The 7,378-nt window shown below is 41.3% G+C and carries 8 protein-coding genes and 1 pseudogene; 5 read left to right on the forward strand and 4 right to left on the reverse strand.

Annotated features, from left to right (window positions below; genetic code table 11):
- Positions 1 to 39: 39 nt before the first annotated feature.
- A pseudogene (locus tag BKK50_RS09930) lies at positions 40 to 223 on the forward strand (IS3 family transposase); the annotation flags it as partial.
- 195 nt (positions 224 to 418) lie between these two features.
- On the opposite strand, the gene BKK50_RS12335 reads toward BKK50_RS09930, so the two are convergent.
- Positions 419 to 910 (reverse strand): YajQ family cyclic di-GMP-binding protein, encoded by a 492-nt coding sequence (locus BKK50_RS12335; protein WP_077499264.1) that lies wholly within the window; start codon positions 908 to 910, stop codon positions 419 to 421.
- An 18-nt stretch (positions 911 to 928) separates the two neighbouring features.
- Positions 929 to 1,873: a phosphoserine phosphatase gene (gene serB / locus BKK50_RS12340; RefSeq protein WP_143529803.1), complete on the reverse strand. Its 945-nt coding sequence runs from the start codon at positions 1,871 to 1,873 to the stop codon at positions 929 to 931.
- A 71-nt stretch (positions 1,874 to 1,944) separates the two neighbouring features.
- Here serB and BKK50_RS09940 point away from each other — a divergent pair, with 71 nt between their 5' ends.
- The 3 genes from BKK50_RS09940 to BKK50_RS09950 all read left to right on the forward strand — a co-directional run bounded on the left by BKK50_RS09940 (position 1,945) and on the right by BKK50_RS09950 (position 5,358).
- The gene (locus BKK50_RS09940; RefSeq protein ID WP_077417653.1) at positions 1,945 to 2,613 is read left to right on the forward strand and encodes a YtjB family periplasmic protein; all 669 of its coding nucleotides are present in this window, start codon (positions 1,945 to 1,947) and stop codon (positions 2,611 to 2,613) included.
- Positions 2,614 to 2,720: 107 nt separating this feature from the next.
- A complete protein-coding gene (tkt, locus tag BKK50_RS09945; RefSeq protein ID WP_077417654.1) occupies positions 2,721 to 4,718 on the forward strand; it encodes a transketolase in 1,998 nt (665 codons plus the stop codon).
- 124 nt (positions 4,719 to 4,842) lie between these two features.
- Positions 4,843 to 5,358 carry a hypothetical protein gene (locus BKK50_RS09950; protein ID WP_077417655.1) on the forward strand — a complete coding sequence of 172 codons (516 nt, stop codon included), beginning with the start codon at positions 4,843 to 4,845 and terminating at the stop codon, positions 5,356 to 5,358.
- Positions 5,359 to 5,381: 23 nt separating this feature from the next.
- On the opposite strand, the gene BKK50_RS09955 is transcribed toward BKK50_RS09950, so the two are convergent.
- Both BKK50_RS09955 and BKK50_RS09960 read right to left on the reverse strand, forming a co-directional pair.
- The gene (locus BKK50_RS09955) at positions 5,382 to 5,804 is read right to left on the reverse strand and encodes a hypothetical protein (protein ID WP_077417656.1); all 423 of its coding nucleotides are present in this window, start codon (positions 5,802 to 5,804) and stop codon (positions 5,382 to 5,384) included.
- Between the two features lie 2 nt (positions 5,805 to 5,806).
- Positions 5,807 to 6,844, reverse strand: coding sequence for an IS1595 family transposase (locus tag BKK50_RS09960; protein ID WP_077417657.1), 1,038 nt, complete (start codon positions 6,842 to 6,844; stop codon positions 5,807 to 5,809).
- 143 nt (positions 6,845 to 6,987) lie between these two features.
- Here BKK50_RS09960 and BKK50_RS09965 point away from each other — a divergent pair, with 143 nt between their 5' ends.
- Positions 6,988 to 7,320: a helix-turn-helix domain-containing protein gene (locus tag BKK50_RS09965; protein WP_077417658.1), complete on the forward strand. Its 333-nt coding sequence runs from the start codon at positions 6,988 to 6,990 to the stop codon at positions 7,318 to 7,320.
- Positions 7,321 to 7,378 lie beyond the last annotated feature (58 nt).

Genomic DNA, 7,378 nt, shown 5'->3' on the forward strand with positions numbered 1-7,378 from the left:
AATACTTGAGGATAGTATTTAATAAAGTATGTCGAGAAATGCCTTGATAATAGTGCGATAAAGAGCTTTTTTTGCCTGATTAAAAATGGAATGTTATTACGGCAAGCGATTTGAAACGTTTGAGCAACTTGAACAAGCGATTCATGACTATAATCATGACCGGATTCAAGCAAAACTAAAAGGACTAAGCCCCGTGGAATACAGAACTCAGTCCTTGAATTAAATGAGTCTAACTTTTTGGGGCTGAGCTATAATCGGATTGATTGCTATCGTTATTCCTTTAAATTTAAGGTTTCAAGTTCAGTGAGCGTAACGGAATTTAATTTAGAGATGTATCTTCTTATGGTATCCATATTCTCTCTTACGGCCACATAATATTGAAAACAGTTAAATTTCTAACCGCACTTTGCATGTAAAATTAATCTCTAAAATTATTAAATTGGAAGGGTTGCCCTAACTCTGCATTTTTCACCAGTTGAATAACGGCTTGTAAATCATCACGGGATTTACCGGTCACTCGCACTTGATCACCTTGAATTTGGGCTTGCACTTTAATTTTAGAATCCTTCACTAATTTTGTGATTTTCTTCGCCATTTCGGTTTCAATGCCTTGTTTTAATTTGATTTCTTTGGTGTAAAGTTTGCCATGGTGTTCACTTTCCGTTGGAATATCCAATGAGCCATGTTCAATGCCACGTTTAACAAATGCACCAATTAAGATTTCGATTAACTGTTCAAGTTGAAACTCAGATTCCGTTGTTACTTTCACGGTTTCATTTTTTTCATTGAGTTCAATGATGGCTTCCACGCCTCGGAAATCATAACGGGTGCTTAATACACGGTTAGCATTTTCCACGGCGTTACGCACTTCGTGCATGGTAATTTCAGAAACAATATCAAAAGATGGCATAATTTTCTCCCATTAAGGTTAAATTCTTTCTCTTGCACTTAAAAGACATAAAAGTGCCGTTAGGTCGGCGAAGTTTACCACAATTTGTGCTTGTTGTTGCACTTTCGGTTTGGCATGGAACGCCACCCCTAAACCGGCAACGCTCATCATAGCTAAATCATTGGCACCATCGCCTATGGCAAGGGTATTTTGGGGGGCAATGCCATATTCATCACGCAGCCGTTCCAGTGTTTGTGCTTTATATTGTGCATCGACCACATCGCCTTTGACTAACCCGGTGAGTTTGCCCGCCACAATGTCAAATTGGTTGGATACGGCACAGTCTAATTTTAATAAATCTTTTAAATAATCGGCGAAATAGGTGAACCCCCCTGAGGCAATGGCGGTTTTCCAGCCGTGTTTTTGCAAGGTTTGAAGGGTTTCCGTTAGACCGGGCATGAGGGGTAAATTGGATCGCACAGCTTGTAAAATACTTTCCGGCGCATCTTTTAAGGTGGCTACCCGACGGCGTAGGCTCTGCTCAAAATCCAGTTCCCCCCGCATTGCACTTTCGGTAATGGCGGACACTAATTCCCCCGTGCCGGCAAGTTTGGCGATTTCATCGATACATTCTATTTGAATGGCGGTGGAATCCATATCCATCACTAATAAGCCTTTTTCGGAGAGTTTTGCTTCGAAGTTCAGTAGGGCGATGTCTAAACACAGTTCATGAGCCGCAGAAAGAAAGCTATCCTGCCACTGTCCTTTAAGCAATACCACAGTGTTTTTTTCCACATTCCAGGCATCAAAACACTGAAAATTTTGACCGCACTTTTGCTGAAATTGCATTAGGGCAGACAGGTTGAGCTGTGTACCATAAAGGATAAAACCCTCTTTTGGTGGGGCGGGGGGAAGATCGGGTAAAAGTGCGGTGGGAAATGAGGGATATTTTTGTGTAATACCGGCAAGGTTTTGAATTTGCATAGAAAATCCTGTAAATTGTCAAAAGTGAAGACTATTCTAGCCGATTTAAAGGCAAATTGGGGAAAAATAACGTGCATTTAATCAAAGATAAATTAATCAAATCAGTGATGTTGGTGCTGATTGTCCTTTTTTGCCTGGGGGCGCTGGCGGTAATTTTGTTTGGGGTGCAACAGTTTAAAATCGGCTCGCAGCTGGCTAGTGTGAATCAAGTATCGAATTTATCCCATATTTTAGTGCGTCAACAAACAAATTTGTTTTCAGTGTTGTTGATGAATAATGCCAAAATTGAAACCCTCACCGAAAATTTGGATAACTTGGTGCAGGAGCATTTTGTTTTAGATGCATCGATTTATAATTCGCAAGGAAAATTATTGGCACAAAGCACAGATTCGGAAAGTTTGCGTCAACGTCTCGGGTTGGAAAAGTGGGAAGAGGCACAAAATACCCAGCAAGTGGTGGAGCCGGTTTATTCTAATTTAGGGATTCAAGGTTTTCTTCGTGTCACCTTTGATGGGCAGTATGCGCAATCTTCTCAAAATAAAATTAATCAAATTTTCCTTCGACTTTATGGTGAACTTATCATCGTGTTTTTATTAGGGGTGGTATTAGCAAGTTCTATTCATTATTTTTTAAGCCATTATCGCCGAGCTTATCGCCTCTCTCATGAACCTCAGAAAGCGGTCAATTTACCAGTTAAATCTAATATTCAACGCTATAATCAAAGACGGCGTAGGGGATAAATGATAGCTTATCGCGATAAGATAAAATGCAAATTTTTACCGAAAGGCGGGAATAAATAAGGTAGAATACCCGTAAAACTTATTTTTTATCATAACAGGAGAAAAATATGGCAACTCGTCAACAATTAGCAAACGCAATCCGTTTCTTAAGTATGGATGCCGTCCAAAAAGCAAAATCAGGTCACCCCGGTGCACCAATGGGGATGGCAGATATTGCCGAAGTATTATGGCGTGATTTTTTAAAACATAATCCAACCAATCCAAAATGGGCGGATCGAGACCGTTTTGTATTGTCAAATGGACATGGTTCAATGCTGATTTACAGCTTGTTGCATTTAACCGGTTATGATCTTTCTATTGAGGATTTAAAACAGTTCCGCCAATTACATTCTAAAACCCCGGGACACCCGGAATATGGCTATGCACCGGGTGTTGAAACCACAACAGGTCCTTTAGGTCAAGGGATCACCAATGCCGTGGGAATGGCGATTGCGGAGAAAACCTTAGGCGGTCAATTTAACCGTGAAGGCCACGACATTGTGGATCACTACACTTATGTGTTCTTAGGTGATGGTTGTTTAATGGAAGGGGTTTCCCACGAGGCGTGTTCATTAGCGGGAACGCTTGGTTTAGGCAAACTCATTGCATTCTATGATGACAACAATATCTCTATTGACGGTCACGTTGAGGGTTGGTTTAGCGATGATACCGCCGCCCGTTTTGAAGCCTACGGTTGGCAGGTAATTCGCAATGTGGATGGGCATGATGCAGAACAAATTCGTGCAGCAACCCTTCTTGCCCAAGCCGAAAAAGAAAAACCGACTTTAATCATTTGCAAAACGATTATCGGCTTTGGTTCACCAAACAAAGCAAACTCTCACGACAGCCACGGCGCGCCTTTAGGTGATGAAGAAATTGCCTTAACCCGTAAAGCATTAAATTGGGATTATGCACCGTTTGAAATTCCGGCGGAATATTATACCGAGTGGGATGCAAAAGCAAAAGGTCAGGCTGCAGAAAAATCCTGGGAAGAAAAATTTGCTGCTTATGAAAAAGCCTATCCGGAATTAGCCGCTGAATTCAAACGCCGTATGGCAGGTGAATTACCGACAGACTGGACAAAATATTCCCAAGCTTTCATTGAAAAATTACAAGGCACCCCGGCAAGCATTGCAAGCCGTAAAGCCTCTCAAAATGCCATTGAAGCCTATGCACAGGTGTTACCGGAGTTTTTAGGTGGTTCGGCAGACTTAGCCAGCTCTAACCTCACCTTATGGAGCGGTTCAAAACCAATCCGTGCCCATGAAAACGTGGGGGGGAACTACATCAACTATGGTGTGCGTGAATTTGGTATGTCAGCTATTATGAATGGTATTGCGTTACATGGCGGTTTCATTCCTTATGGTGCAACCTTCTTAATGTTCTACGAATATGCCCATAACGCCGTGCGTATGGCGGCATTAATGAAATTACGTAATCTCTTTGTTTATACCCATGATTCCATCGGTTTAGGGGAAGACGGTCCAACGCACCAACCGGTCGAACAAACCGCTGCATTGCGTTTGATCCCGAATCTTGAAACATGGCGCCCGTGCGACCAAGTGGAATCTGCGGTAGCATGGCAACAAGCGGTAGAACGTCAAGAAGGCCCGAGTGCGTTAATTTTCACCCGTCAAAATTTGGCGCAAATGGACCGCACTTCTGAGCAATTAGCCAATGTGGCACGAGGCGCTTATATCTTAAAAGATTGCCAAGGCACACCGGATCTCATCTTCATTGCTACCGGCTCTGAAGTAGAACTTGCGGTGAAAGCGGCAGAAGTACTTGCGGCAGAAGGCAAAAACGTGCGTGTGGTTTCTATGCCAAGCACCAATCGTTTCGACAAACAAGATGAAGCATACCGTGAAAGCGTTTTACCTTCTTCTGTCACCAAACGTGTCGCCATTGAAGCGGGAATTTCCGATTTCTGGTATAAATATGTGGGCTTCGGCGGTCGTATTGTCGGCATGAATTCCTTCGGTGAGTCAGCACCTGCGGATCAATTATTCAAATTGTTCGGTTTCACCGTGGATAACGTGGTAGCGACAGCAAAAGAAATTTTGTAATTTCTGTTCACTAGAACTAAAGTGCGGTTGAAAAAAACGATATTATGTAGCAATTGCACAAAGATTTAACCGATTAAAAGTCTTACAATCCCCATTGAAATTTTAACTCAATGGGGATTTTATTATGTCAGAAACCTACCTTGTTTCGCAAATGGTAAAGTTAATTGAGCAATGCTATAAGGAAAATGCGATTGTTTCTTATAAGCTCAAGGAGCTTGCCGAACGAGAAAAAATTTTAAATGCACAGATTAGTAGCTTTACGACATCTTTAGGTTATATCGATCCTGATTTTGATATGAGGATGATTAAAAAAGACTATGACACAGCGAAACTACTTCGTCAGAAGCCATTTAATAAGAATTTATCCTATCTGATTTCTCAAGTATTCAAACAAAATAATTATTGGCGAAATTTATATTCGATTACGCTTGACGCAATAAAAATAGACAGGGAGCTGTTATCGACTTCTCGTATAGAGATCACAATGCCACATCAATGCGCTATTGGAAACGCACTGCGCAAGCTATATAAACAAGGGATTATTGAACGACAAGAAAAGTATTTACATTGCAAGATTAAGAAAAGAGGAATGTTTGATACGTCTGAATGGCGGTTAAAACAGATAGAGAAAGAAGGATAGCAAAAATAGCGGTAGAGATACCGCTATTTTAATTTCCATTGCCAAAGCACTTCTTTGTTGCTGATTTGCGTTCGGGTAATCCAATCTCTTTGATAAAATTCATTGAGCTGCTTACGAACGGAATCAAGGTGTTTTTCGGTAGGTGTCGCTTGATTTTGTTCAATCTCAAAAATCCGTTGGGTGAGGTCGGCGATGCTAAAGCCTTTGCTTGGCTCATTGCGTAGGATTTGAACAAGGTATTTGCGGATTTTGCCTTTGAATAGCTTAAATTTGCGGCGATAAACAAAGTTTTGCGTGTTGTAAAGCGTAATATCGCTTTCCTGCTGCATTAAATCAATGGCGCGTTTGAGTGTCGCAATGTTGGCATCAAGCAAGGCTAAATGGTGTAAAACCTGCTTGCGCTCAAACTCAAATTCTTTAATCTTCTTTTCTAAATTGTATGCCATACTTATTGCCAGATGACCTCTTGATGAACAATTTTGCGTTGCCAGTACCCGCACCATTCGTTGTTTTCATTGGTGGTTTTTAAACATCGACTGAGTACATCAATAAACTGGATTTTATTGGATTGACGGCGGTTATCCTCGCGGTAGGCGATTTCGTTGGCATAGTTGAGCAAATATTCGTTACTGATGCGGTGAACCTGTCCGTAGTACATTCGTTTGAATCGACTGAATAGGCTTTCCGCCTGATTATTCGTTACGCCTAAATCACTGCGATATTCCTCTTTATGGTTGACGGTGCGTAAATCATAATACGGCAGCAAAACATCATAGGCATTGCTTTCATCAGTATTGATTCGCGTGTTAGGCTTAACGAATTTGTCCGCAAAACTTTTTACTACGGATTGTGATTCTGTATGAGCGACAAAGACGTGCGAGCGTTTTGCCCCACAATGCAGCGCATTACTGGCTTTTTCTTCTGGCGAATAATGTTCACGTGCAACCATGACACAACGTTTATCAGGATTCTGATTTTCTTTTAGACGATAGTCGATACGGTCGGATTTCTTGTTTGCTTTACGGGGGGCAGGATGAACATAAGTGCCGTCCATATCAATTTCACCGGAAAGCGGCTGCATATCACGGCTTTCAAGCAACGCCTTACGGAATTTATGTGATAATACAAAGGCAGTACGAGGATTTAATTTGGCGTTACGCGCCAATTGGAGTGAAGATAAGCCTTTCACGGCATTCACCCATTCCATTAAGGCAAAAAGATAAACCTTAATTGGTTTCTTGCGATTGGCAAAAATTGTGCCGGATGTCACGCTGAAAGTATGATTACAGTGACGGCAACGCCATTGGTTACGGGTGGAGATTCGATATGCGATGTGTTGAACACCGCACTTCGGGCAAACCACATTCTCTTTACTTCCCCATCTTAATTCACAAAGCAAATCAAACGCTTGTTCGTCCGAGAGTTGAGCTATCTCATAGGACGAAAGCGTACGGGCTTTGCTTGAGAGGAGGAAGTGTTGGGCCATATAGTTGTTCTTTAAATAGTCTAAAAATCTGTTTGCAGGATATTCAATATACGCTCAAACGTGATAAGATATGTTCTAATTAATATCAAATATACGCTCATTTGCGGTATTTGTCAATTTTAAATTGAAAAAGGAACGCTCAAATGTGCATATCAGAAAGATTAAAACAGGTTTGTGAAGCTAAGAATTGGAAAATTAAAGACTTTTCGGAACAAACAGGCATAGCTTACCGCACCTTACAAGGTTATATCGGTGGCGAGCGTGAACCAAACGCCGAAGGGATGGCTGGTATAGCCAAAGCAGGCGTAAATTTAAATTGGCTTGTGAGTGGTGAGGGGGAAATGTTTCAGATTGCAACTCAAGAAATTGCTATGTCAGAGCAAGAAGAAAAATTACTCACCAACTATCGCACTATGCCTGAAAACTTAAAAGATGCTTTCTCAATTTCTTTTAAAGAAATTTCAGAAAAGCAATAAAATCACTTGACACACTAAAATAAGGATCGCAAAAATGTTCAACGCAACGCAACGCAAC

This window comes from Rodentibacter rarus (assembly GCF_001998965.1).
In the GTDB taxonomy this organism is placed as follows: domain Bacteria; phylum Pseudomonadota; class Gammaproteobacteria; order Enterobacterales; family Pasteurellaceae; genus Rodentibacter; species Rodentibacter rarus.

Bases quoted from the DNA above. Each gene is read 5' to 3' on its own strand.
- BKK50_RS12335 (WP_077499264.1), bottom strand. From the start codon at position 910: ATGCCATCTTTTGATATTGTTTCTGAAATTACCATGCACGAAGTGCGT.
- serB (WP_143529803.1), bottom strand. From the start codon at position 1,873: ATGCAAATTCAAAACCTTGCCGGTATTACACAAAAATATCCCTCATTT.
- tkt (WP_077417654.1), top strand. From the start codon at position 2,721: ATGGCAACTCGTCAACAATTAGCAAACGCAATCCGTTTCTTAAGTATG.
- BKK50_RS09950 (WP_077417655.1), top strand. From the start codon at position 4,843: ATGTCAGAAACCTACCTTGTTTCGCAAATGGTAAAGTTAATTGAGCAA.
- BKK50_RS09955 (WP_077417656.1), bottom strand. From the start codon at position 5,804: ATGGCATACAATTTAGAAAAGAAGATTAAAGAATTTGAGTTTGAGCGC.
- BKK50_RS09960 (WP_077417657.1), bottom strand. From the start codon at position 6,844: ATGGCCCAACACTTCCTCCTCTCAAGCAAAGCCCGTACGCTTTCGTCC.
- BKK50_RS09965 (WP_077417658.1), top strand. From the start codon at position 6,988: ATGTGCATATCAGAAAGATTAAAACAGGTTTGTGAAGCTAAGAATTGG.